This is a genomic window from uncultured Aquimarina sp. (assembly GCF_947492115.1).
Classification (GTDB): domain Bacteria; phylum Bacteroidota; class Bacteroidia; order Flavobacteriales; family Flavobacteriaceae; genus Aquimarina.
In genome coordinates this window covers 187,055-209,050 of record NZ_CANLMM010000001.1, presented here as the reverse complement: position 1 = coordinate 209,050, position 21,996 = coordinate 187,055, and the positions used below count along the sequence as shown (strand labels likewise).

Genomic DNA, 21,996 nt, shown 5'->3' with positions numbered 1-21,996 from the left:
ATTACTTTGTACGATGTTTTGAAATATAATCAGCCATTACATTAATCGACTCAAAAATAGCTTTTCCTTCTTTAGGATCTTTTAATTTAATCCCGTAATCTTTTTCTAATAAAACAATTAATTCTAATGCATCGATCGAGTCTAAACCAAGGCCATCACCAAAAAGAGGATCGTCATCTCCAATTTCACTTACTTCCACATCCTCAAGACTTAATTGCTCTATTATCTTTTCTTTTAGCTCTTCTTGTAATTCAGCCATAATTATTGATTGTATAAATTATTTAATTCTTTTTTTGTTAGCTCTTTTTTACCTTTTTTTGAAAGAAAAGCCAAAAATACGTCATATTTATCATTATCCAAATCAACCCAACCACAAATAACATTGCTTGCTTTTCCTGTTTGAAGTAAAACCTGAGAATAACTAGCTATAAATTCTGGATCAAAGTGCTCCGAAATGAAAAACGCATTTTCACTTTTTAGTTTATTTTTTATACTTATCTCACCCATAATGATATTGGGCAGTGTATATACAAAAACGGCAGGAGAAGGATAAAAATTCGCTCTGTCATCGATGCTTACTTGATGTTTTCTATCAGTATCCAAACTAGAAGCCCTATTTGACAACACCAAAGCGGTATCCTGATCAACATCTTCCATATGACTTATGAGTACTTCTGTAGCTAAAAAACCTAGTTTGCACAATTCATCCATTTTATGAAACTTAGGATATTTCAAATCTAAAGACTTGTAAAGACCTTTTGCAAAATCTTTAATACTCTCGGATGTTACATCTGAATAAATTTCCTCACCATTTTTAAAAACTCTATTATTTCGTAGAGAACAAAAATCTGATATGTAAAACTTCTCCATATCCACTACGCTAGTTTTTCTATAATCAAAGCGACATTACAACCCCCAAAACCAGAAGCTGTTTTTAAAACCCTTGTCAACTTTTTAGATTCATTTTTTGTAATCACATTTACAGGTTGTGAAACTCCCAACTCTTCAAAACCAACGGATGCTATCAATTCATTATTAAGCAAACAATGTCTTGCTATGATACTCTCTATTAGCGCAGATGCTCCCAATGTATGACCGTAATATCCTTTCAGGCTATTAAGCGGAACTTCTTGCAAGCCGGCTCGATTAAATGCAATAGCCTCCATTTCATCATTGAAAGGTGTTGCGGTTCCGTGAGCAGTTATATAATCAATTTGCTCACTACGTAAATTAGCTTCTTTTAATGCTTTGGTAATGCTGATATACAAACCTTCACCTGTTCTTGAAGGACCAGAAATATGATTCGCATCATTAGCAGAGGCATCACCTGATATACTAATTACTTCACCGTTTATTTTATTTTTATCTGCACTTAACCAAGCAGAAGCTGCTGCTTCTCCAAGACTTATACCTGTTCTGTTTTTACAAAAAGGTTTACAAGGAGCTGCACTAACTGCTTGAAAAGAAAAGAATCCTGAAAGTGTAAATTCAGACAACAAATCTCCTCCAATAACAATAACATCATCAAATAGGTGCGCCTGAATCATTCTTTTTCCTATTGCTAATGCCAAACCACCTGAAATACAAGCGTTAGATAACACTTTTGGTGTTTGTTCTAAATCAAAATAACCTTGAATTGTTTTGGCAATACTCCCTAGATAAGCTTTATCATTTTGCTCTTTTCTAATTTCACCTATATTTCCTTTAGTTGTTGAAATCACGATCCCGCATCTAGAAATATCTAGCGAAGGATTATTGGATAAAAGCTTAGAAACAGACAAAATCATCATTTTTTCTAACTTCGAATAATCTCCATTCTTATCATTCGAAATCGAGTTCCATGCTTCATTCAGTTTAGTATTATCTACTACCGAACCGTAAAAGGGTGCAGACCAGATATCATTATTGTCAACCTCTTTTATACCAATATTATTTTCCTGAAGATTCTGGAAATTTTCTTGCGTTGAAAAACCAAGAGGAGAAATAATACTATCATCGATTAGATACACTTTTCTCATAGCAAACCAACTTTTCGTTTCCAATCAAGGAAAAATTCAGGAATACTCAGAGACATATTCCCATCCATATCCAAAAACACTTGTGTAGTTTCACCTACGCATACAAGCTCTTTTCTTTGGTTATAGACATTATATCTAAAAATCATTTTCGCTGCAGGACTATCTACATATATAGTTTCTACCGTAGCCACATCACCATATTTGAGTGGTAATTTATGATCACAATTAGAATTTACAATTGGAGTTACATAGTTATTATCTTTAACATGTAAATAAGAAATCCCATGATTCCTTCCGAAAGCTTCTCTTCCTTCTTCAAAATATGTTATATAAATACCATGCCACACAATACTTAAAGGGTCACAGTCATTAAATCTAACTCTTACCTCATGAACGTGTTTTATATCTGTAACAACCTCTTTAGACCGTTTTTTTCTTTTCATAGTATAATATAGCTATTACGATAGTACTAATAAAAAATACAATAAGCAAACCAATCTCTGGAAGAATATCTCCCAGACTTCCTTTTCTTAAGAAACAGTCATAAAAAGCCTCTAATCCCCAGTTCATTGGAGATACTTTAGCGATCATTTGCATCGTATCAGGCATAGCAAAAACAGGTACCCAAACACCTCCTATTGCTGCCAACAACACTACTAAAACTGCTCCAAACGGTGCCGCTTGTTCATGTGAATTAAAGACTGTTCCTAATAAAATTCCGAGACCAATTGCTGCTAAACCCGAACTTAATGCTACCAAATACAACAATGCTAAATGGTCTCCTAAATCCAAAACGGGTAATCCTAATTTTGGAAAAACAAAAATCCCTAGCAATAAAATCAAGGTAAATTGCAATAAGCTAACCAACAAGAACAAAAATGCTTTACCGGCAATAATGGTACCGTATTTTGCAGGAGTTGTCTGCAACCTAACAAATGTACCTTGCCCTTTTTCGTGCACAAGATTTAGTGATAAAGGTAAAATCATAAAAAAAATCGCAAATAATGTCCAAGCGGGTATATTGTGCTGTACCGAGTTAGGAAGAATATCTTCTCCCGATAACGATGGATTTATTTGATCATATTTTACAAAGTTATCTCTATTAAAAGACTTTAGGCTTTCAGATTCTCCCAATTCTTTTTCAAAAGCTTCATAAATCGACCTAGTTTCTATACTTGCTACCAGCTTATCCACAGCGAATATAACTGAGCTTCTAAAAGTTTCCTGAGTAATCGGATCAAAATATAGTTTAACAACCTTATTAGAAGGTAGCTTTTCATCTGCCTGAGAAACTTTTAAAGAATCCTCTGTTCCTTCGAACTCTTCAAGTATTTTGGTGATATTCTTATCTATTTGTTTTTGTAATTCACTACTTAAACCTTCAGGTATTACTATTGCCAGTTGATACTCACCTGCAGCTACAAGTTGTTTTGCAGTTTCCTCAGATAAAGGAGTTTCTCCAATGGCCGAAATAGGCTCTAAAAACTCTATATCCGAAAAACTCTTTTGAATCTCTTTAGACAACTTTCCTTGATCCTTGTCTACCAATAATATATCTATTGAATTACTAGAAACGGATTTAAATGTAGCATCTTGAATTAGTGTTATAGTGATCACCAATATGATTGGCATAATAAAAAGGATAACTAACCCTCCAGGATCTCGAAGCAATAGTAAAAATTCTTTTTTTATGGATGCTAAAAACCTATGCATAATCCCTAAGTTCTCTTCCTGTTAATTCAATAAAAACATCTTCTAGATTTCGTGCATCTTTTGTATCTGAAATAAGCTTAGCAGGGGTATTCTCTGCAATGATTTTTCCAGAATCGATGATACCTACCAGTGAACATAAATCCTGAGCTTCTCTTAAATGATGTGAGGTATAAATAATCGTAGTGCCTGTAGCATTAAGTTCTTTTAATTTGGCTGTAATTGCCTGCTTTGACTGTACATCTACACCAACAGTAGGTTCGTCTAAAAACAAAAGTTTAGGATCATGAAGTATCCCTGCTATTAGATTTACCCTTCTTTTCATACCGCCAGAAAATGTTTTAATTTTTTTATCTGCAAATGGCAGCAGTCCTAATGCTTCTAGATGAGAAGAAATAATTGGTTTTAGTTGAGCTTTCGTCATTCCGAACATACTTCCAAAATAGAATAAATTCTCTCTAGCTGTTAATTTAGGATATAAAGCATATTCTTGTGGAACAACACCTATTTGTTTCTGAATTTCTTTGGTTTCCTGTTTTAAATCTTTGCCAAAAATCGAAACGTCTCCAGATGATGGTTTTATAAGACCGCACAAAATAGATATTAATGTAGTTTTACCAGCACCATTGGGTCCAAGCAAGCCATAGACCTCTCCGCTTTCGATTTCAAGATTCACATCATCTAAAGAAAGAAAAGTAGCTCCTTTATACTGTTTGGATATATTTTTTATTTGAATAAGAGGATTTTGATCCATCTCACAACTATTTAATTGCTCTCTTCAGATCTAAAAAGAAAGCTCTCTCTGCCAATCCAATTGCATCCAGTTTATCCGCAATTTTATTATATGCATCAGTTTCTCTACTTCTGTTTTTATATAATCTGGAAGCATCAATTGCAAAATCTCTCCATTGATCTCCTATAGCAGTCATTTCTACAGACAACTCAGCCAATCTAGGATTCTCCATAATTACAGAAGCCTCTTGTAAAAAAGCGGCGAAAATAAATCTAAAACCTCCTCCACCAGTTCCTATTTCTTCTTGCATACGTACTAACTGACCAAGATAATGGTTGGTTTTCTTTACACCTATTTTATCAGGCCATTTACGAATACGCTTCGCAACATATCTTATTCCTCGAAATCCAACAAGCGGCACCGGAGCTAACATATGCCTATACGCCTGTTTAATTCCCTTTGTTATCGCTTTTTTAAGATCTACATCATTTGGTAATTCTGTCGGATAGTAAATATGCCCTTTTGGAGCAAATGGTCCCTTTGCAAAACGCACTTTTTCTAATTCTTTTGCAGACAGAGTCGTTACCTGAGGCATTACTGGATCACTTATTAAGTAATCTCCTCCATCTTTTCCATACACGACCAAATTATGTGCATTAAAATGAAAACGGTACTCATCAGGAAAGTAAGTAAGATTATACACTCCAACCTGTAATCCTACTGGGTTATTTTTTGATAATTCTGCATCTAATGTTTGCTGTGCCTTCTCTTTAGAATTAAATTTATGTCGCTTAATTTTGAAGCCTAGCCTTTTACTTACTCTAGAAAAGATAAATCCAGGAACAGGTCTAAAACTGAACATTGGTGCAAAATTCACCTTAATAAAAGGTATATATATAAAAAAGACTCCTGAAGCTATCCCAAACACCATTGGTTCACTTACCTTAAGTCCGTTATAGTTTAATAAATTCGAAACCACCCCATTTTCACAATGAGCGGATTGATTGTGTTCAAAGTTTATTTTCAAATCTTTGGATTTTTAAGTTCTTCTAAAGAAATTTCGAAAGCTTCAGCATATTTTTTAAGTGTTTTATCACTTAATTTTTTAAAAGTTTTTGCTTTCAAATGTCTTTTCACCTTCCACTGCCAGATACCAACATAACCAGATAATACTACTACATCCATACGCTGGGATTCCATATAGTAAGCTATTGGACTGAGCTCTCCTTCTTTTATTTTTTGGATTGTTTCTTGTAGCTGTTCCTCGATTAAATCTAAAGATTCATTTAATGCAATGGTCTTTGCTTCCCAACCCGAACTAAGTGCCTTACCGTATTTACCATCCTTATCTACAGCATATACAACTTCTTTCATATTTGTATGAGAGAAACAACTTTCATCCTGAGGTACTTCTTCTTTTTTCATCCTAATTTAGATTTAAAAGTTTCTAAAAATGTAAGATCATTGTGAATCCACAATAATGGTCTTCATCTCAGAAGATGCTAGCAAATTACCTTCTGTATCTTTTACTTCGATTTTCACCAAAGACACTAACATAATTTCAGCTATAATTTCTACTGTAGTAACTAATTCTGTGCCAACTTTAGGCAGTTCATGGATTGTAGCGTGTTTTATAGACCCGATAAAACCTGTTTTAGGTTTATCATCTTTTCCTCTTTTTATATAACCTCTATAACCTCTATGCAGCGCTATGCTCTGCGCCATGTTTTCAATTAAACCGCCTTCTGTAAAATATCCGTTATTGGTAAGAATGTTGGTTTCAGAAATTTTATAACCAGAAACTACTTTATCAGGATCAAAATAGAGCAACTTGTCTATCATTACAAAAGGATCCTTTTGCGGAATTAATTTTTTGATTAAATCAATATCTGTGATTTCCTCTTGTAATTGATTATTCATTAGCAAACTGTTAGTAGAATATGAAAATACGAAAAACGACCACTTTCTGGGACGAGTAATAATATTTTTTCACCTTTTTTTAACTTCCCTGAATTTTTCAATTCATCTACCATTAAATAAATAGATGCCGAACCTACATTACCAACGTCCTTTAAGTTTGTGAACCATTTTTCTTTGGGAATCCCAATACCTTGCTCCTTCATTTCATCATCTAACTTACCTTCAAAATAAAATGATGACATATGCGGTAAAAAATAATCTACATCATTGATATCCAAATCATTTTTCGTTATTGCATCTTTAAGGCTAAGAATAGCTTTTTTAACAACATGCTCGTCTAGCACTTTCACATCTTGTTTCAAAGAAAAGATAGAATCATTAAGCCAATCTTTAGGAGTATAATCCGTCCATGGTTTTAGAGAACCATCTTCTTGTTTTTCTCCACCAGCATACATACATGCCTCTAATTCATATGCATATGAATACGCTTGCATCCAATCAATTCTTAAAGAAAGATCATCTCCTGGTTCTGATTCTAACAAAAATGCACCTGCACCATCAGATAACATCCATCGTAGAAAATCTTTTTTAAAACCTATAACTGGAGTTTCTTCCAAACTCTTAAGATTTTCTATCTCCTCATTATATTTTTGCGATTGCATCCAACTGGACGATCGTTCGGATCCCGTACATATTGCGTTATTCGTGTTCCCTGATTTTACAGAAAGAAAACCATATTTTAATGCACTCATTCCTGAACAACAAACTCCAGAAGCAGAATTAAGCTCAATACTTTCGGTATCTAATAATCCATGCACCATAGAAGCGTGCGAAGGCAACAAATTATCGGGACCAGTAGTTCCACAAGAAAGCAACTCTATTTGTTTTTCGGTAAAACCGTCTTTACACAAACTTTTAATTGCTTCTTTAGTAAGTTCTGCATTATTATGAGTTACATTACCTTCTTTATCTACAGCATAATATCTTTGTTTAATACCATTATTTCTTAGTACTATTCGCCTTGCTCTGGAAGGTTGATCATCAATCATACCTAGTCTCTTTTCCATTTCATCATTCGAGACTGGCTCATTTGGCAAGAAATGCCCTGTTTTTGTTATGTAAACGTTCTTCATAAAAGTGGTTACCTACCTTAATCTTACTGATTGATAATATTTAATATCCTTTTTTATGCGTGCATAAAAAGGCACATAAGTCAACAAAAATATAATAAAAACTATAGGTACAAAAACCCAAATAGCAAATTGTAGATAATACTGGAAAAAGTTTAACCATTTTTGTCTCCTTTTAGGAGATTTCAACCCCACCTTATATATATGAGCTGACCACTTACTAAATATATGATTTCCAGATTTATCTGATCTTATTAAAAAAGGTTTTATTGTTATTGCACCATCATTTACCAAGTCCTTTTGCAGTTGTTCATAATTTTCTTTAAAAAGATTTCTTTTTATGATAATTCCAAATTTATCCGCCTCATTAATATCTTTATCAGAAACACCAGGTTTTGGAAAAATACCCAGGTACTTTGTTTTTTTACCACTCATCATCCAATGAACAATAGTGATTACACTGATATGGTTCCAATGCCGATCTACAAAAGCAATATTACCTACTAATTTAGCCTTACAATCTACCAATAATCTTTTTACCTTTTCCTGAGTTAAAATCCACATGTTTCTAGATGCATTCACGGTAATTACAGGTGTATCTTTCAACAAAATCTTCGCATCATCTCCCTTCAAAAATGAATTTATAGGGATAGAAGGCGAAAGATACCAGACAGTATACCCTAGAATGATTAGGTCATATTTTTTCTTCTTAATTTCATCAGGAATAGGAATATTTGGCTTTGGTATTTGCAAATATGATTCCGGAAATACTTGAAGAAAATCTTTCTTATTCCATGGAAATTGATAAGGATCTTCTGGACAAATTTGATGCGTAGTAACGGTACAGTTCTTTTCCCTTTCTAAGGGTTTTATCAAATTAGATAAAATATCTCCAAGTTGCCCGCTTTGACTGTAATATAATACCAATATATTTTTCATATGTTAGGTATTAATATCTTCCCAATAGTCGTAATAATTAAACCACTGCAATGGGTATTTCTTAAGCATGATTTCTGTGTATCTTATATATTCTTTTAACACATGACTAGGTTTTACTGAAGCTTCAGTAAATTCTGGCTCTCTGGCATATAAGTTATATTCTTTACCTTTTCCTTTCATTATATACATATAAAGGATAGGCTTCTTTTTACGAGCAGCTAACTTATAAGGTCCAGAAGGAAACTTGACTGGTTTACCAAGAAATTCTTGTTCTATAAACTGAATACCTTCTACATATCTATCTGCAGCGAAAACAATAACTTCTCCGTTGGACAACACCTCATTCATTTCGAAAATATGAGACATATCCTCTTTAATCACAATAAACTTCATGGTGGTATCCGTGGAAACTGCTCCAACGAATTGTTTGATTTGTTCATTTTCCTGATCCGTAACAATCAAATTCACACCAGTATCCGTCATGTCAAACTCATCAAAAAAATAACGAGCAATATTAAAACTTCCAACGTGACCACTAAAAACAACTCCGCCTTCTTTCCGCTCTAATAATCTCTGAATTTTTTCTCTACCATCATATGTAAAACTAAACTTATCTTTAAGTCCATAGGAAATAGCAGTCCTATCGATAAGGGTTTGTCCAAAAACAAAATAGTTTTTATAAACACTTATTATCGATTTTATAGTAGATTGGCCAAGTCTTTTATTAAAAAAATAAAAACTTGATTTCGTAGAAGAAAAAGAGAAGACCAAATAGTAAGCTGCTACAAATACCAAAATGGTATATGCAGCATTAAGCCCAAGATACTTAATAAAAAATATAAAAATTCTATAACCTAAAGGTGTACCTTTAGCCTTACCTTCCCATTGGGCCATTGCAGTCTTTTAAATATTGACTTTACGTTCTATTAAATCATAAAAATCTTGGAAGCTCTCAACACCTACAAAATCATCACCTACCAACTTTACTCCGAAAGTAGCTTCTATAGCCACAACAAGATCAACATAATCTAAACTATCTAAATCTAAGGTTTCTTTAAGGTTTGCTTCAGGAGCTATCTCATCTGCTTCAACCTCGAATTCTTCAATCAAAAAGTCATCAACTTTTTCGACAATTACACTTGTTTCCATCATCTTTCTAGTAATTTTTTTCTATCCTAAATCTTTTTAATTACGATCGCAGAATTTGTGCCCCCAAATCCGAATGAATTCGACAAAAATACATCAATTTTTTTATCTATCGTTTCTTTTACCAAATTTAACTTTGTAGAGTCCTCATCCGGTTCTTCTAAATTAATATTCGGTGCTATAAACGAATTATTCAACATAATTAAAGAGTATATAATCTCACTTGCTCCAGCCATCCAACATTCGTGTCCAGTCATGGATTTCGTTGAACTTACATAAGGTTTAGATTCCCCAAAAACCTCATTAATAGCCTTTGCTTCGTTAGCATCACCAATTGGAGTTGATGTTGCATGTGCATTTACATAATCTATATTTTCTGGCTTTATATTTGCCTGATCAACTGCTCTTTTCATTGCTCTTGCAGGACCCTCTTGATTAGGAGTAGAAATATGATCTCCATTGGAAGAAAAACCATATCCAACTACTTCTCCTAAAATAGTAGCACCTCTTTTCATTGCGCTTTCATATGTCTCCATAAAAAGAGCTGCTCCTCCTCCACTTGGCACCAAACCGTCTCTACTACTATCGAAGGGTCTCGAAGCTTTTGTAGGGTTTTGTTCGTTTACAGAAAAAACTCCTAACCCATCAAAACTTCCAAAAGCATAATCATTTATTTCTTGAGCTCCACCACAAAGTACATAGTCCTGAAGCCCTTGTTTAATCAACAAATATCCCATTCCAACGGAATGCGATCCACTAGCGCATGCCGCACTAATGGTAAAATTAACTCCCTTTAGTTTAAAAACTGTCGAAAGATTCATAGTCACTGTTGAGTTCATAGACTTAAAAACTCCTCCAGAACCTACCAAAGTCGTATCTTTCTTAATTCTAATCTTATCGATTGCTTCCATTACGGACTCGGCAGTACTATCGTTACCAAAAAGCACTCCAATTTCTTCATTATCTAGAAACTCCTGATCTACTCCTGCTTGATCAAACGCTTGCTTTGTAGCTATGTAAGCATATTCAGATTCAGAACCAAAACTTACTCTTTGCCTTCTACTTAATTCTTTTTTCAGGTTAGGTTTTGGTACAATTCCTGTTAATGCAGATCGGTATCCAAATTCTTTGCGCGATGGCTCATAAACAATACCTGATCTTCCTTGATACAAAGACTCTTTTACTTCATCAACATTTGTACCAATACAAGAATAAATCCCCATTCCAGTAATAACTACTCTTCGCGTACTCATCCTCTATGAATATATTCCTCCGTTAATATTTACTACTTCTCCTGTAATATATGCCGCTTTTTTAGATGCCAAAAAAGTCACGAGATCTGCAACTTCCTCCGCTTCACCAAAGCGATTTACTGGAATCATTCGTTTTAACTCTTTTTCATCCATCTCTGCTGTCATATCCGTTTTTATAAAACCTGGAGCAACAGCATTCACAGTAATTTTACGTTTGGCTACTTCTTGCGCTAATGCTTTTGTAGCTGCAACTAAAGCTCCCTTAGCAGCCGAATAATTAGCCTGACCGGCTGTTCCTTTTACTCCTGATACAGAAACCACGTTAACAATACGGCCATATCTGTTTGTCAACATTTTCTGTATCAAATGATTTGTCACGTTATAGAAACCGTTTAAACTAATGTTCAAAACATCGTGCCAATCTTCTGGTTTCATCCACATAAACAAACCATCTCTGGTTATACCAGCATTATTTACTATAATTTCTATTGTTGCATCTGGATTTTCAGCAATCCAAGCGTCTAAAACCTTGTGAGTATCTTCTCTATCTGCTACATTAAACTTTAATAATGTACACTTTCCTCCTTCATCTTCAATTAACTTTTTAGTTTCATTAGCAGCGTCATCATTTGACTGATAATTGATCAAAACTGGATACTCCAATTCTTTTGCTAGTTTTACTGCTATTGCTCTTCCAATTCCTCTGGATCCACCAGTAACGAGGGCGTATTTCATTTACATATTTGGTTTTAAGATCAAATAATTATTGAAATTCTTAAAAAACAACAATTATTCCAAATTAAGATATAATTAACAATATTAAAAAAATCCCAACAACTTTAACAATCGTCTAAGGTTGCTGGGAAACTAGAAATTTTACTTAACATTTACAAAAGGCTCTGCATTTTCAAACCATTTACCTCCTAACAGCTTCCCATCTGGCGTTAAAAAACCCCATTTTTTCTCATGTTTAACTCGAGCTAAACCTTCAACAAAACCTTTTTGAGGGACTCTACCTGATAAAAAACCAAAACTTCCAGCCGTAATACCGTACTTTGTTTCTATCACTAAATCACCTTTTGTATTTATAAATCCCCATTCTTCGATTTTCACAGGAGCCATCCCGTTTTTATCGAAATAATCAACATCATCATATTTGTTTTCCACAACTACTTTACCATTAGTATCAATAAAGCCCCATTTGTTACCATCAAAAACTCCCGCATAGCCATTTTGAAAAGCTTTTGCTTTTACAAACTGAGGTTCTATCACCCATTTTCCTGATGTATCTATGAAACCATATTTTTCATCCTTCATGGCAATAGTATACTTTCCGCCCTCTCTAAAATCCCATATTTTAGCAGCTCCTTCAACAGCACTAAATGATGATGAGGATGCTATTCCAAAATTCTTTTCACCTTTCTCGGCTCTTGCAACACCATTTCTGTAGTTTCCTATTGAAGTATACTCTGCTTTAATAACTATTTTACCTTTGTTATCTATAATACCCCACTTACCTGACTGATTAGCAAAGCGAGCATAACCATTCTGAAATCCTTTAATAGTTTTATATTCTGGCTTTACAATTACTTCTCCTTTAGCGTTCATTAAACCTACTTTCTTGTCTTGTTTAATAAAAGCCACTCCTTCTTTAAAAGGATATATTTTTTCAGCATCTGAAAGAGCTAATTCCTTACCTTCTTTATCTATATAAACCCACTTCTTACCTTTAAGAACCATAGCTACTCCACTATTAAAGTCTTTCGCTTTACTAAACTGAGGTTCTAACAACCATTTACCATCAGGAAGTATATACCCCCATTTTTTTCCGTCTAAAACTAAAGCTACACCATCTGCAAAACTATTCGCTTTTTTAAATTGTGGTGTTATTACGAACTCAGCTTTTTTATTAATGTACCCGAATTTTCCATTTTCTCGAACTTTTGCCAGTTCCTGAGAGAATATTGTCTGTAAACCAAATACTAATGCTACTGTAATTAAAAATGCTTTTTTCATTATTTTATATTTAAGGTTTATTTTTTAGTACAAATAAAAAAGCATAGGTTAACATGCTTTTTTCTTTATGGTAAAATATATTAAATATTAATGAAATAAATTAATACGCATTATTATCTTTTAGATAGTCCTTAACTTGCTGTACAAAAGGATATGTAATATAGTCTTTATCAAACGGAGGAACGATAGCTTTGATATCTTTCACTAATTTTTGTGTTCTACTTGAGAGTTTATCACCAAAATCCAGATATTCTAAAGCTTGTACAATAGTCATCAATTCTATCGCAAGTACTTCAAAAGTGTTTTCTATAACCGTTTTAGTCATATTAGCAGCATTTGTACCCATACTCACAATATCTTGATTGTCATTATTGTTAGGAATACTATGCACATACATAGAATTAGAAAGCGTTTGATTTTCTGCTGTGGTAGAAACAGCCGTAAACTGAATTCCCTGCATTCCAAAATTAAACCCTAACTTTCCTAAATTCGCAAAAGGTGGTAAGATATCATTTAGTTTAGAGTTTAATAAATAATTTAATTGGCGTTCCGCTAACATAGAAAGTTTTGTTACTACCAGTTTTAATTTATCCATCTCTAAAGACACATAGTCTCCATGGAAATTACCTCCATGATACACATGCTCTGTCTCTACATCAATAATTGGGTTATCATTGGCAGAATTTAATTCTTCGATTAAAATTCTCCCAACATGTTTTATAGTATCACAAACTGGCCCTAAGATTTGCGGAACACATCTAAGCGAGTAATACTCTTGTACTTTCTCTTTGAAATATGTATCTCCATTCTGACCAGAGTATAAATGCTCCGTACGATCTCTTGTAAGTTTACTATCCGAAAGATGCTCTCTCATCATACGAGCAACATCCTGTTGCCCTAAATGTAATTTACTATGATTAAGCTCTTCTGACAAGTGATCATCGTATGCTTGAACTATTTCATTGATTGCTGAAGAACACACTATAGACCAATCCAATAATTTTTGAGCATTGATTACATTAACGATACCTATACCTGTCATCGCCGAAGTACCATTCATCAGTGCTAATCCCTCTCTAATCTTAACTTCAATAGGTTTCAGTCCAAGTTCTTTAAACACATCTTCTGTATTTCTTCTTTCTCCTTTGTAAAATACCTCTCCTTCTCCAATCAGTACAAGTGCTAAATGCGCTAACTGCACCAAATCTCCACTTGCTCCAACTCCTCCATGATCAAAAACCAAAGGCGTTACATCATGATTGATCAAATCTTTCAACCCGTTAATCACGGTAGTATTTACACCAGATTTCCCTAAGGATAACGTGTTTAGTCTAGCTAACATCAAAGCCTTAACATAGGCAGGTTCCATAGGTTTTCCGGTTCCTGATGAGTGACTTCTGATCAGGTTAAATTGTAATTCTATCCTATCCTTATCATCAATTTTATATTGAGCCATAGGACCAAATCCAGTATTAACACCGTAAATAACTTTATTTTCAGAAAATTTCTCTAAAAATTTATAGCTATCCTCCACTCTTTTCACAATGGATTCATCTATCGTAACCTTTTCTTCATTAAAAATTACACTAAGGAAATCTTTAATTTCTAACCTTTCTTTTGATATTAGCATTCGCGAATTAGTAAGTTTTTTCCAATATTTGTAAAAAAATTCAAGTTTACTCTTTATTTTTACGAGGGCAAATGTAATGTATTTAATGTACCTTTGAAAATTATGAAAAAAGAAAATGTAGATGTACTAGTTATTGGCGCTGGTCCTTCAGGCAGTGTAAGTGCTGCATATCTTAACAAACATGGAATTAACGTTAAGGTAGTCGAAAAAACAAAATTTCCACGTTTTCAGGTGGGAGAAAGTCTCATCCCCAGATGTATGGACAATTTTGAAGAAGCTGGACTTCTCGATTGTTTGATGAAACAAGGGTACGAAAAGAAATATGGTGCTCGTTTTATAAAAGATGGTGTAAAAGGCTCTTTTGATTTTAGCAAAAAACATGGTGAAGGATGGGATTGGACATGGCAAGTGCCTAGAGATCATTTCGACAAAACACTTATAGACGAAGCGATTTCACAAGGTGTTAGTGTGGATTTCGAGACCGAAGTAACTGATGTACAATTTGACGGAACAAATTCTTTAACCACTGTAAAGCATAAAGACGGTTCAGAAAGTGAAATTGAAGCCAAATTTATAATCGACTCTAGTGGTTTTGGTAGAGTTATTGCCAGACAACTAGGATTAGAAGCACCACCAAAAATTGCCGAACACGGATCTATTTTTACACAAGTAAAAGATGTAAATAGACCTGAAGGAGTTGAAGGAACTACAATTACATTTGAAATTATAGAAACCGAAGTATGGTTCTGGTACATTCCTTTTTCTAACGGTAATACTAGTATTGGTTTTGTAGGTCCGATGGAATGGATCAATAAGTTTGAAGGCAACACGACCGAAGTTTTACAAGAAATGATGAAAACTTCGCCATATTATTACGATCAGTTTAAAGATGTTCCCTATCTTTTTGAACCTTATAAAGTAGAGAACATTTCTAAAAATGTTACCAAGCTTTTTGGTGATGGTTTTGTACTAACTGGTAACAGTGCAGAGTTTTTAGACCCTGTTTTTTCTTCAGGGGTTTCGTTTGCTACAGAAACAGGTTTGTTAGCTGCTAAACTAGCTATTAAACAATTAAACGGAGAAGAAGTTGATTGGCAAGAAAATTTTGTTGATCATATGAAACGTGGAGTCGATGTATTCTCTACTTACGTAAAAGAATGGTACACAGGAAATCTTCAGAAAATTATTTTCCATGATAAGCCAAGAGAAGATTTCAAAGAACAAATATGTGCGGTATTAGCAGGATATGTTTGGGACCAAACTAATCCTTTTGTAAAAAAACACAACCATATTGTTAGAAATGTTGCCAAACTAATAGAAATGGAAGAAAACGTTGCAGAATAACAATTCTGCTTTTTAAGATATATAAAAAAGGAGGCTATTATGCCTCCTTTTTTAATTTTTTAAATAAAATAAGGTTATGCTACTTAGCCTTCACCTTAACCAGAAAGTCTTTACTTCTTCCTTCAAAACCTTCAATTAAAATTTCAGAATCAGACAATGCAAATATTTTATCTGTTTCGAAATGCTCTAACTCTGTCCCGTTGAAATCTCTCGTATTAAAAATTGCTTCTTTTTTCACTTCTCCAGTTTGATCATTAATAATATACGCTGTAAAATACCCTCCTTTTCCGTCTGTATGTTTATAAGGCACTTTATCCTCAGGTAAATTCAAGTTTTTAACATTATCTAAATACAATAAATAATGATTCTCTCCTGCAAACATATGTGTATATGACATAGTTCTTTTTCCTCTTCTACCTACTTGTAATTTTGGTAATTTATGCATCCAAGCCAAAGTACCGTCTACATTAATTTTAGCAGCTAAAATATCTCTGTAATAATGCACATAACTAGTACTGGTTCTACCTGTACTCGTAGTTCTTGTATTCGCTACGATATAACGCTGTTCTCCCAAAATCACGAAGCTACCATCATCATTAGCTGCAATAGTATTTATTTTAAGCCCATTAAAAGCTGGAGATTCAGCCTCATCATTTTCTTTTTTCTTATTCTTCTTTTTTTCCTTTTTAGTAGCGTACTTGGTTAACATCTCGATAGGAAAATCATAACTATTAAAATCACTAATAGCTCCTTCATTATCTAATTTAGCAGTAAATATTCCTGTTGCCTGCCCTCTTCTTTTTCCAAAAAGCAACCCCTTTCCAGAATCGGGGTTTTTAGAAGTTCCCGACAAAACGATATCACCTAGTGCATTTTCATATAACAAAATCTCATCCACCAATTTGTCTCCAATTTCTATTTTACTATTCACAATAGTATTTGTTCCCTTTTTTACTTTGAATATCTCTAAATGATAATTAGCATCTTTCTTTCCCTTTTTACTCCGTTTTCTCTTTTTAGTTTCGTTGGTAGTATCATCTTCATATACTTTTGCTAACATGAAAAAATTACCTTCTTTATCAATCGCAAAATCTTCATTATCCATCTTTTTCTCAGTGTAAGGCATTTCTACAACGTTATTCCAGATCACATTAAGATCTTTATCAAAAACATTGATAGAAATTCTATCATAGCTTTTAGAGTCATCTCTAAATTTTGGTTTTAATCGATACTCTAGTAATAATTGATCTTCGTCATAAGAAGTACGATATTCATATTTATTTAAAGTTTTAGCCTTAGTCGTAAAAAAACCTGAACGAACAAAAGCAAAATCCCCAGCCACTTTACCTTCTTGTCTAATAATCTCCTTGAATTCACTTATTTCTAAGGTCTTTAAAGATATAGCCTCATACTCCAATGACTCCACTTTTGCTTTTCTATCCCATTGCGCGTAAAAAAACAGTACGTTATCTCCTAGTCTTAGAATTTTCTCAAAATCTTCTCTTCGCTTTTCTTTAAAGAATTTCTTATGCTCTTTTCGTTCAACCTCTTTTAAGGTATTGGGATCAAACTTCTGAATAATTAGGTGATCCTTATGTCTATTTATACCTACAATATATCCATCATACTTATAAAAGTTTCTCATCCCACCATCGGTTTCTCCATATTCCTCACCTACTTCTACGGTAAAATTTTCGGATAGTTTAGGATCTTGTGCAATTAAATTAAATGTACTTATCATAAGTACTAATAAAAAAATGTTGATTTTTTTCATACTAATTTTTGTCAATTTGTTTTAAATCAAGAAGAAAGCATATCGTTACAAACTACAGAAACGTATTCTTGACTTTTTAGAAGTTTTGTGTTTTTATTAAAATTTCTAATGGTAAGTATCAAAACAAAAGCAAATGTTACTATGCTATTGAAAAATTCATGCAAAACACCTATTTCAAATGATTTTATTTTGAAGTTATTTTACAAAAAAAAGAGAGAAATAAATCTATTCCTCCCTTCCGTAATATTCAATAAATTGTTTTCGAAAATCTATTTATCAAGCGAAACTTTTAGCAATAAATTATTCTTTTTACCATCAAACGCTTCAAAAATCATATCTTGATTTGGTAAAACAGCTGCTTTATAAACCTCTAGATTATCCAATCTGGAATTTCTAATATCACTTCCTGTTAAGATAGGTTCTTTAATAACTTCTCCAGTAGCATCATCTATAGTATATGATGTTAGATACAAGAATTCTTTTTTACCATCAAAATATCTCGTGGGATACTCATCAAAAGATCTTTTAAGATTGGTAAAATCATCGATATGGAACAAATAATGTTTACCTGAATCTTTAAAATTAAGATATGACATACTTCTCTTTCCACGAGCACCAATTTGATATTTTGGTAATCTATGAAACCAGACTACAGTACCATCAGAAGTAATTTTCGAAGCTATCACATCTCTGTAATAATATTTATAAGTAGTTCTGGATCCTGAAGAACTAGACGTCGTAAAGGACTCAACATACCGCTGTTCACCTAGTATTACTGCGCTTCCATCTTCATTATAAACAACATCATTCACTTTTAAATTTTCAAAATCCTTTTTATCTTTTTCATCTTGTGTTCCTTCATTAATACGCTCTTCCCTTTTTAATGCATACTGTTCTAAAGTACCAGCTGGAATATCACTTTTGGTAATTGAAGAAACAATTCCTTCATTATTTAAGCTTGCAGAAAATAAACCTGAGGCTTCTATTTTATTATCATTATTTACATAAAAACCCGAAACTCTGACCTTACCTTGCTTATCTAAACCAAGTACAGCATCCATTATCGATTTACCTGGTAGTTCTATCTTACTTTTAATAATATCTTTGGGGTTTTCCTTTATCTTAAAAACCTCTGTTCTATAGGTGTTTTCTAATTTATCTTTTTCTTCTGCGCCAGAATTAAAAATAGAGGCAGTCATATAAAAACTTCCTTCATTATCTATCGCAAAATCTTCATTTTCGATACGTTTACTAGTATACGGTAATCGAACTTTTCTACTCCAAAGCAACTTTAAATTCGAGTCATAAACGCTAATTCCTATTTTATCCGCTTTATCATTTGCTGTTTTTACTCTAAATAGCACTAATAGTTTAGTTCCATCGAAAGACTTTTTAAAAACGAATTTGTTAATTCTTCCTCCTGCATCGAAGCCATATGTACTTTTAAATCCAACATCATTTGTGATATTATCCTTATCACTACCTACTAAAACCGGTTTTTCTGCAATAATCCCTGTTAGTGATATTCGCTGTGCAAATGCTTTATCCTTAACAGTATAAAAGGCAACTGCTTTACCGTTTAAATTCATGACTGTTTGAAAATCTCCTTTATCTTCAATTACCTGTCTTTTTTTGATATCTTCCTTGAGATCTTTCAAAGAAAATCTTTGAATGGTCATATCCTTTCTTCCTTTTTTTATAGCCACCATATGCTCTCCAGAAGCTACATAATAAGAACTTAAACTTTTAATCCTTTTATACTTCTCTCCTATTTTAAAATTAAAATCTTCAGAAAGCACAGGTTTTTGACCGTAGCTAAATCCAGAAATTAGTAGAACAAAAATTAGAAAGGCTTTTATTTTCATTGTAAATTTTCTTTTATCAAAACGCATAGGTTATTGTATTTGGGTCGTGTTTCACAAATATATGATTATAGATTGAAATCACTATTTATATCCTTTGATATCATAAACATCTTAATTTTTCAAAAATTATTCCAAACAAAAAAACTGATTTTCAACTTTTTAAAATTATCCAGAAAATAAAACGAAAATAATGACAAAAAAATGTTGCATTGTAGATTCATAAAAGCTACATTTGCATCCGCATTTGAAATATTAATGTGGAGTTCATAATCAAAATTTGATTTAGGAGAGGTGCCAGAGTGGTAATGGAGCAGATTGCTAATCTGTCAACGCGTAAGTGTTGCCTGGGTTCGAATCCCAGTCTCTCCGCTTTAATTTTGAGTATTATTTTCAAAATTCGGGGTGTAGCGTAGCCCGGTTATCGCGCCGCGTTTGGGACGCGGAGGTCGCAGGTTCGAATCCTGCCACCCCGACAATTTGAAAAACATAATTTACTGGTCGCGTAGCTCAGCTGGATAGAGCATCTGCCTTCTAAGCAGACGGTCACAGGTTCGAATCCTGTCGCGATCACAGGAAGCCTTACTTTTTAGTAAGGCTTTTTTGTTTAGATTACTTATTTATGTATACCGTTTATATTCTTTTTAGTAGTTCTAATGATCAACGTTCCAGAAAAAAAGTGTAATTCGTAGATGGTCCATGATTAGTAAAAAATATTCCTTACAATATATCAAATGAATTAATATTTATTGGAATAGGATTCAGAAGCCAATTAAATGCATCTTACTTTTGGAAAAAACCAAAATCATCATGGGATTATTTGCAACTGACAAAAAACAAATCACTTTAATTTACAATTCGGAAACATCTATTGGAAAACAAACGTATGCTTATACTATCAACTCCAAAAAAGAGATAAGAAGTATTGATACATCAAAAACAAAAATAACAGGAACACAATGGACGGAAATTGCAGAAAAATTAGATGTCGAAATTCAAGATTTAGTGGATAAAAAACATCCTAACTTTAAAAACTTATATAGCGAAGATATTAGCCTCGAAACTAATGATTGGTTAAAAATACTAGAAGAAAATCCTCAGCTCATACAACCTTCTATTTTAATTAAAAAAGAAGAATTTTATCTTTTAAAAAATCCAACGGATTATCTAAAACACATGGAATCAGACAGCGCTGGAGTGTCTAGGAATCCAGAAAAATAATCCTATAAAACAAAAGTTTAAAAACACTAATGCCTTACAACTTCCATAGATACATTAAATTTGTAAACACATAAATTTATATTTATGGGAAATAACAACAATGTCATCTCTTGTATCGGAATTCCTGTTAGCGTTAAGGTTTAGCATATAATTAATACGTAAATCAAGTATGATATTACCATAAAATGAGACTATCAATTTTAAAGATAGTCTCATTTTTATTTTATTGACCTTCTTCGCTACAACCAGTCAATCCTACGGCATGAGAAACATTAAATCCACAATGAGATCCTTCCCATTGACACCCTATATTACGATCACATTCATAATGAGGCAAACCACAACAATGAAAAGGTATCAAAGGAGTACCTCCATTTATTGATCTTTGCTCAAGCTTACTTAGATTACTGACATTCTTTAATTCTAAAAGTGATTTTAACATAATAAATTTATTTTAAGAGTAATTAATTTCTGAACATTTAAAGACAATAATCCTGATTGTCTTTAATTCACTATTCAATAAATACGATTTTAGCATTATTGATTTGGATCATGTTTAAGCTCTAAAATAAATATAATATAAAAGTTGAATTTTCCCCTAATTAAAAAAGAAAATATTCATGTGAATTAAGGAGTCATAAATCTTAACCGTCATTACTTTTTAGGTCTAAATACTTTTATATGATCGTCATTTGTATCTAGAAAAGGATGCCCTATCAATTCTAGACAATAAGGAATTGCAGGAAACACTGCTTGTACACATTCTCTAATAGATTTAGGCTTACCAGGAAGATTTACAATTAATGTTTTATTTCTAATTCCAGCTGTTTGTCTGGATAAAATTGCCGTGGGAACATATTGCAAACTTTCTTGTCGCATCAACTCTCCAAAACCTGGCATCATCTTTTTACATACATTTTCTGTGGCCTCTGGTGTAACATCTCTTGGCGCTGGTCCAGTGCCTCCTGTGGTAAATATTAGACAACACTCTTCCTCATCACTGAAAGCAATTAGCTTTTCTTCGATAAGGTGTTGTTCATCAGGAATTACTTGATACAACGGAGTCCAATCCGACGAAATATATTCACTCATTACCTTTATAATTTCTTTACCAGAAATATCTTCATAAACTCCCTGACTAGCTCTATCTGATATGGTAAGGATTCCAATTTTTATTTTACTCATGTAAATAATTTTGATTTTTGCAATGTTTTCTCAATACGTTCTAACCTATTTATTCAATTCGATGCAATAATAGGGAGAGAAAACATTAAAAGCAACATAGTTGCATTTGTGTTTT

General features: G+C 33.0%; 23 protein-coding genes and 3 tRNA genes. 5 read left to right on the top strand and 21 right to left on the bottom strand.

Features of this window, described 5'->3' with window-relative positions:
* Position 1: 1 nt before the first annotated feature.
* From Q1A73_RS00925 to Q1A73_RS00845, 17 genes are all read right to left on the bottom strand, one after another.
* Positions 2-259, bottom strand: coding sequence for a phosphopantetheine-binding protein (locus Q1A73_RS00925; RefSeq protein WP_299600498.1), 258 nt, complete (start codon positions 257-259; stop codon positions 2-4).
* 2 nt (positions 260-261) lie between these two features.
* On the bottom strand, positions 262-870 hold the full coding sequence (locus tag Q1A73_RS00920; protein ID WP_299600495.1) for a hypothetical protein: 609 nt from the start codon (positions 868-870) through the stop codon (positions 262-264).
* 5 nt (positions 871-875) lie between these two features.
* Positions 876-2,018 carry a beta-ketoacyl synthase gene (locus tag Q1A73_RS00915; RefSeq protein ID WP_299600493.1) on the bottom strand — a complete coding sequence of 381 codons (1,143 nt, stop codon included), beginning with the start codon at positions 2,016-2,018 and terminating at the stop codon, positions 876-878.
* On the bottom strand, positions 2,015-2,461 hold the full coding sequence (locus Q1A73_RS00910; RefSeq protein ID WP_299600491.1) for a thioesterase family protein: 447 nt from the start codon (positions 2,459-2,461) through the stop codon (positions 2,015-2,017). Before Q1A73_RS00910 ends, Q1A73_RS00915 begins: the two co-directional genes overlap by 4 nt.
* Entirely contained in the window at positions 2,439-3,731 is a 1,293-nt protein-coding gene (locus Q1A73_RS00905) for an ABC transporter permease (RefSeq protein ID WP_299600488.1), read from the bottom strand. The genes Q1A73_RS00910 and Q1A73_RS00905 overlap by 23 nt, the downstream gene beginning before the upstream one ends.
* Positions 3,724-4,482: an ABC transporter ATP-binding protein gene (locus tag Q1A73_RS00900; RefSeq protein WP_299600485.1), complete on the bottom strand. Its 759-nt coding sequence runs from the start codon at positions 4,480-4,482 to the stop codon at positions 3,724-3,726. Before Q1A73_RS00900 ends, Q1A73_RS00905 begins: the two co-directional genes overlap by 8 nt.
* A gap of 7 nt (positions 4,483-4,489) precedes the next feature.
* A complete protein-coding gene (locus Q1A73_RS00895) occupies positions 4,490-5,488 on the bottom strand; it encodes a BtrH N-terminal domain-containing protein (RefSeq protein ID WP_299600483.1) in 999 nt (332 codons plus the stop codon).
* Positions 5,485-5,886, bottom strand: a complete 402-nt coding sequence (locus tag Q1A73_RS00890) for a hypothetical protein (RefSeq protein WP_299600480.1) — start codon at positions 5,884-5,886, stop codon at positions 5,485-5,487. The genes Q1A73_RS00895 and Q1A73_RS00890 overlap by 4 nt, the downstream gene beginning before the upstream one ends.
* A 36-nt stretch (positions 5,887-5,922) precedes the next feature.
* Positions 5,923-6,381 carry a hypothetical protein gene (locus tag Q1A73_RS00885; protein ID WP_299600477.1) on the bottom strand — a complete coding sequence of 153 codons (459 nt, stop codon included), beginning with the start codon at positions 6,379-6,381 and terminating at the stop codon, positions 5,923-5,925.
* On the bottom strand, positions 6,381-7,514 hold the full coding sequence (locus Q1A73_RS00880) for a beta-ketoacyl-ACP synthase III (RefSeq protein WP_299600474.1): 1,134 nt from the start codon (positions 7,512-7,514) through the stop codon (positions 6,381-6,383). Before Q1A73_RS00880 ends, Q1A73_RS00885 begins: the two co-directional genes overlap by 1 nt.
* 12 nt (positions 7,515-7,526) lie before the next feature.
* Positions 7,527-8,450: a dialkylrecorsinol condensing enzyme DarA gene (locus Q1A73_RS00875; protein ID WP_299600471.1), complete on the bottom strand. Its 924-nt coding sequence runs from the start codon at positions 8,448-8,450 to the stop codon at positions 7,527-7,529.
* A gap of 3 nt (positions 8,451-8,453) precedes the next feature.
* Positions 8,454-9,344: a lipid A biosynthesis acyltransferase gene (locus tag Q1A73_RS00870; protein WP_299600468.1), complete on the bottom strand. Its 891-nt coding sequence runs from the start codon at positions 9,342-9,344 to the stop codon at positions 8,454-8,456.
* A 9-nt stretch (positions 9,345-9,353) separates the two neighbouring features.
* On the bottom strand, positions 9,354-9,599 hold the full coding sequence (locus Q1A73_RS00865) for a phosphopantetheine-binding protein (protein WP_027392758.1): 246 nt from the start codon (positions 9,597-9,599) through the stop codon (positions 9,354-9,356).
* Positions 9,600-9,625: 26 nt separating this feature from the next.
* Positions 9,626-10,849: a beta-ketoacyl-[acyl-carrier-protein] synthase family protein gene (locus tag Q1A73_RS00860; RefSeq protein WP_299600466.1), complete on the bottom strand. Its 1,224-nt coding sequence runs from the start codon at positions 10,847-10,849 to the stop codon at positions 9,626-9,628.
* A 3-nt stretch (positions 10,850-10,852) separates the two neighbouring features.
* Positions 10,853-11,584 (bottom strand): 3-oxoacyl-ACP reductase FabG, encoded by a 732-nt coding sequence (gene fabG / locus Q1A73_RS00855; RefSeq protein ID WP_299600465.1) that lies wholly within the window; start codon positions 11,582-11,584, stop codon positions 10,853-10,855.
* A gap of 141 nt (positions 11,585-11,725) precedes the next feature.
* Positions 11,726-12,865, bottom strand: a complete 1,140-nt coding sequence (locus Q1A73_RS00850) for a WG repeat-containing protein (RefSeq protein WP_299600463.1) — start codon at positions 12,863-12,865, stop codon at positions 11,726-11,728.
* Positions 12,866-12,965: 100 nt separating this feature from the next.
* Complete coding sequence (locus Q1A73_RS00845; RefSeq protein WP_299600461.1) at positions 12,966-14,495, bottom strand: aromatic amino acid ammonia-lyase; 1,530 nt, start codon at positions 14,493-14,495, stop codon at positions 12,966-12,968.
* A 102-nt stretch (positions 14,496-14,597) separates the two neighbouring features.
* Between Q1A73_RS00845 and Q1A73_RS00840 the strand changes: the two genes are divergently transcribed.
* Positions 14,598-15,839 carry an NAD(P)/FAD-dependent oxidoreductase gene (locus Q1A73_RS00840; protein ID WP_299600459.1) on the top strand — a complete coding sequence of 414 codons (1,242 nt, stop codon included), beginning with the start codon at positions 14,598-14,600 and terminating at the stop codon, positions 15,837-15,839.
* 79 nt (positions 15,840-15,918) lie between these two features.
* On the opposite strand, the gene Q1A73_RS00835 is transcribed toward Q1A73_RS00840, so the two are convergent.
* Entirely contained in the window at positions 15,919-17,613 is a 1,695-nt protein-coding gene (locus tag Q1A73_RS00835) for a hypothetical protein (RefSeq protein ID WP_299600456.1), read from the bottom strand.
* Between the two features lie 269 nt (positions 17,614-17,882).
* Positions 17,883-19,478, bottom strand: a complete 1,596-nt coding sequence (locus tag Q1A73_RS00830; protein WP_299600453.1) for a hypothetical protein — start codon at positions 19,476-19,478, stop codon at positions 17,883-17,885.
* A 285-nt stretch (positions 19,479-19,763) separates the two neighbouring features.
* On the opposite strand from Q1A73_RS00830, the gene Q1A73_RS00825 reads away from it, so the two are divergent.
* From Q1A73_RS00825 to Q1A73_RS00810, 4 genes are all read left to right on the top strand, one after another.
* A tRNA-Ser gene (locus Q1A73_RS00825) sits at positions 19,764-19,847 on the top strand.
* A gap of 29 nt (positions 19,848-19,876) precedes the next feature.
* Positions 19,877-19,951 (top strand) — tRNA-Pro (locus Q1A73_RS00820).
* Positions 19,952-19,974: 23 nt separating this feature from the next.
* Positions 19,975-20,048, top strand: a tRNA-Arg gene (locus Q1A73_RS00815).
* A 237-nt stretch (positions 20,049-20,285) separates the two neighbouring features.
* On the top strand, positions 20,286-20,696 hold the full coding sequence (locus tag Q1A73_RS00810; protein ID WP_299600450.1) for a hypothetical protein: 411 nt from the start codon (positions 20,286-20,288) through the stop codon (positions 20,694-20,696).
* A 223-nt stretch (positions 20,697-20,919) separates the two neighbouring features.
* Here the strand turns inward: Q1A73_RS00810 and Q1A73_RS00805 are convergent, their stop codons facing one another.
* Positions 20,920-21,138 carry a hypothetical protein gene (locus Q1A73_RS00805; RefSeq protein ID WP_299600447.1) on the bottom strand — a complete coding sequence of 73 codons (219 nt, stop codon included), beginning with the start codon at positions 21,136-21,138 and terminating at the stop codon, positions 20,920-20,922.
* Between the two features lie 212 nt (positions 21,139-21,350).
* Positions 21,351-21,881, bottom strand: a complete 531-nt coding sequence (gene mog / locus Q1A73_RS00800) for a molybdopterin adenylyltransferase (protein WP_299600444.1) — start codon at positions 21,879-21,881, stop codon at positions 21,351-21,353.
* Positions 21,882-21,996 lie beyond the last annotated feature (115 nt).

Coding starts and splice junctions, on each gene's coding strand:
- Q1A73_RS00805 (WP_299600447.1), bottom strand. CDS start 21,138: ATGTTAAAATCACTTTTAGAATTAAAGAATGTCAGTAATCTAAGTAAG.
- Q1A73_RS00920 (WP_299600495.1), bottom strand. CDS start 870: ATGGAGAAGTTTTACATATCAGATTTTTGTTCTCTACGAAATAATAGA.
- Q1A73_RS00890 (WP_299600480.1), bottom strand. CDS start 5,886: ATGAAAAAAGAAGAAGTACCTCAGGATGAAAGTTGTTTCTCTCATACA.
- Q1A73_RS00905 (WP_299600488.1), bottom strand. CDS start 3,731: ATGCATAGGTTTTTAGCATCCATAAAAAAAGAATTTTTACTATTGCTT.
- Q1A73_RS00865 (WP_027392758.1), bottom strand. CDS start 9,599: ATGGAAACAAGTGTAATTGTCGAAAAAGTTGATGACTTTTTGATTGAA.
- Q1A73_RS00875 (WP_299600471.1), bottom strand. CDS start 8,450: ATGAAAAATATATTGGTATTATATTACAGTCAAAGCGGGCAACTTGGA.
- Q1A73_RS00925 (WP_299600498.1), bottom strand. CDS start 259: ATGGCTGAATTACAAGAAGAGCTAAAAGAAAAGATAATAGAGCAATTA.
- Q1A73_RS00900 (WP_299600485.1), bottom strand. CDS start 4,482: ATGGATCAAAATCCTCTTATTCAAATAAAAAATATATCCAAACAGTAT.
- Q1A73_RS00835 (WP_299600456.1), bottom strand. CDS start 17,613: ATGAAAAAAATCAACATTTTTTTATTAGTACTTATGATAAGTACATTT.
- Q1A73_RS00870 (WP_299600468.1), bottom strand. CDS start 9,344: ATGGCCCAATGGGAAGGTAAGGCTAAAGGTACACCTTTAGGTTATAGA.
- Q1A73_RS00880 (WP_299600474.1), bottom strand. CDS start 7,514: ATGAAGAACGTTTACATAACAAAAACAGGGCATTTCTTGCCAAATGAG.
- Q1A73_RS00910 (WP_299600491.1), bottom strand. CDS start 2,461: ATGAAAAGAAAAAAACGGTCTAAAGAGGTTGTTACAGATATAAAACAC.
- Q1A73_RS00810 (WP_299600450.1), top strand. CDS start 20,286: ATGGGATTATTTGCAACTGACAAAAAACAAATCACTTTAATTTACAAT.
- Q1A73_RS00830 (WP_299600453.1), bottom strand. CDS start 19,478: ATGAAAATAAAAGCCTTTCTAATTTTTGTTCTACTAATTTCTGGATTT.
- Q1A73_RS00860 (WP_299600466.1), bottom strand. CDS start 10,849: ATGAGTACGCGAAGAGTAGTTATTACTGGAATGGGGATTTATTCTTGT.
- Q1A73_RS00840 (WP_299600459.1), top strand. CDS start 14,598: ATGAAAAAAGAAAATGTAGATGTACTAGTTATTGGCGCTGGTCCTTCA.
- fabG (WP_299600465.1), bottom strand. CDS start 11,584: ATGAAATACGCCCTCGTTACTGGTGGATCCAGAGGAATTGGAAGAGCA.
- Q1A73_RS00915 (WP_299600493.1), bottom strand. CDS start 2,018: ATGAGAAAAGTGTATCTAATCGATGATAGTATTATTTCTCCTCTTGGT.
- Q1A73_RS00850 (WP_299600463.1), bottom strand. CDS start 12,865: ATGAAAAAAGCATTTTTAATTACAGTAGCATTAGTATTTGGTTTACAG.
- Q1A73_RS00885 (WP_299600477.1), bottom strand. CDS start 6,381: ATGAATAATCAATTACAAGAGGAAATCACAGATATTGATTTAATCAAA.
- mog (WP_299600444.1), bottom strand. CDS start 21,881: ATGAGTAAAATAAAAATTGGAATCCTTACCATATCAGATAGAGCTAGT.
- Q1A73_RS00845 (WP_299600461.1), bottom strand. CDS start 14,495: ATGCTAATATCAAAAGAAAGGTTAGAAATTAAAGATTTCCTTAGTGTA.